Origin of the sequence: Dietzia sp. UBA5065 (assembly GCA_002415925.1) — a bacterium.
GTDB lineage: Bacteria > Actinomycetota > Actinomycetes > Mycobacteriales > Mycobacteriaceae > Dietzia.
In genome coordinates this window covers 14,448-16,422 of record DIAZ01000058.1, presented here as the reverse complement: position 1 = coordinate 16,422, position 1,975 = coordinate 14,448, and the positions used below count along the sequence as shown (strand labels likewise).

2 protein-coding genes are annotated in these 1,975 nt (G+C 74.9%); one reads left to right on the top strand and one right to left on the bottom strand.

Features of this window, described 5'->3' with window-relative positions:
* Window positions 1-1,220 (top strand): flavin monoamine oxidase family protein (locus B4M60_RS04395; RefSeq protein ID WP_291080644.1); only part of this gene is annotated, 1,220 nt, incomplete at its 5' end.
* A 9-nt stretch (window positions 1,221-1,229) separates the two neighbouring features.
* Here the strand turns inward: B4M60_RS04395 and B4M60_RS04390 are convergent.
* Window positions 1,230-1,975: Wadjet anti-phage system protein JetD domain-containing protein (locus B4M60_RS04390; RefSeq protein WP_291080642.1), on the bottom strand; the 746-nt coding region annotated here is incomplete at its 5' end.

The window sequence follows — 1,975 nt, the reverse complement described above, 5'->3', positions numbered from 1 at the left end:
TGCTCAACGCCGAGCTGCCCGGCGGCACCCCGATCGAGATCGGCGGACAGTGGGTCGGCCCCACCCAGCACCGCGTCCTCGCGCTGATCCGCGAGCTGGGCCTGCGGACTTACCCCACCCATGTCGCGGGCCGGCACATCGCCGAGCTCGGCGGTGCCAGGTCGGAGTACACCGGCCGGATCCCGCGGCTCGATCCCGTCACGCTGGCCGACATCGGCCAGACCCAGTGGCGGCTCGACCGCATGGCCGCGGCCATCCCGCTCGGCGAGCCGTGGACCGCGGTCGGCGCCGGCCGGCTCGACCGCCAGACCTTCGACACCTGGCTCGCGCGCACGGCGCGGACCCGCCGCGGCCGGGCCTTCTTCCGCCTGGTCACCGAGGCCGTCTTCTCCGCCGGACCGGAGGACCTCTCCGCGCTGTGGGCCGGGTTCTACATCGGCTCCGCCGGCGGGGTCGACGCCCTGATCGACACCGCCGGCGGGGCGCAGCAGGACCGGGTGGTGGGCGGGGCGCAGGTGATCGCCCTGCAGATGGCGCGCGAGCTCGGCGACAGGGTCGTGCTGGACAGCCCGGTCACCGGGATCGAGTGGGGCGACGCGGGGGCCCGCGTGCGCTCCGACCGCGGGACCGTGAGCGCCCGACGCGTGGTGATCGCGGTGCCGCCGCCCCTGGCGTCGAGGATCCGCTACTCCCCCGGGCTGCCCGGCGACCGCGATCAGCTGGTCCAGCGGATGCCCATGGGCCGGGTGATCAAGGTCAACGTGGTCTACGCGGAGCCGTTCTGGCGCACCGACGGCTGGAGCGGCCAGGCCAACAGCGACTCCCGCCCGCTCGGCACGGTCTTCGACAACACCCCGCACGACGGCGGGCCCGGGGTGCTGGTCGGATTCCTCGAGGGCCGCCACGCGGACCGCGGCGCGCGGATGACCGCCGCCGATCGCCGGGCGCTGGTCCTGGAGGACCTGGCCGGCTACTTCGGCCCCCGCGCGCGTGAGCCGATCGGGTTCATCGAGCGCGACTGGGCCGAGGAGGAGTACAGCCGCGGGTGCTACGGCGCGTTCGCCACCCCGGGGACGCTGACCCGCTTCGGCCCCCACCTCCGCCGCCCCGTGGGCCCCCTGCACTGGGCGGGCACGGAGACCGCCACCCGGTGGGCCGGGTACATGGACGGCGCGGTCGAGTCCGGGCAGCGGGCGGCGCGGGCACCCTGGTCCCCCTAGTCTGCCCGCTCAGCCTCCGTCGACCCCGTAGGGCAGTCGGTCCATCGCCCACGCCCAGTCGATCCGTTCCTGCTCCAGCCTGACCCGCTCACCCAGGCGGTCGGAGACCAGGTCGTCGTAGACGGCGGCCTCCCGCGGCGTGAGCCGGTCCAGCGTCGCGCTGGTGGGGGTGGTCTCCCGGCCCCACCGCTCGCGGTGCGCGGTCAGGGTCTCGGCGTCCATGAGAAAGGACCGGACATGCGGCAGGTGCACCCGCAGCCGGTGGAGGATCGCGAACCCGTGCGTGTCGAGGTCCCCCCAGTAGTGCACCTCCGCCCCGCCGAGCGCCCCCCACCGGCCGAGCCGGGCGACGTCGAACCCCTTCCCCCAGATCAGGACACCGCCGACGGGGACGGGGAGCGTGAGGTAGGTGATCTCGTTCTCCACCACCACGGCGTCCGAGACCGCCCACTCGAGGTCGTCGAGCTCGTCGGCGCGGACCGACAGCTCGGACACCGGCACGGGCGCCGCGGATCGGGACGGCCGCAGCCGCACGTACTCGGGTTTGCCGCGCAGCCCGAGGTCGGTGAGGAACCCGCCCGCCTGCCGGGACACCCCGAGCAGCTCGGCGAGCACCGGCCGGTGGCCCTCGACGAACTTGGTGTCCACCCCGGGGGCGTCGATCTGTCGGAGGTACCGATCCGACCCCCGGGCGGCGTCGAGCCAGCGGTACGCCGCGAGAAGCTGCGACCAGTCACCCGCGTGGGACAGCGCGG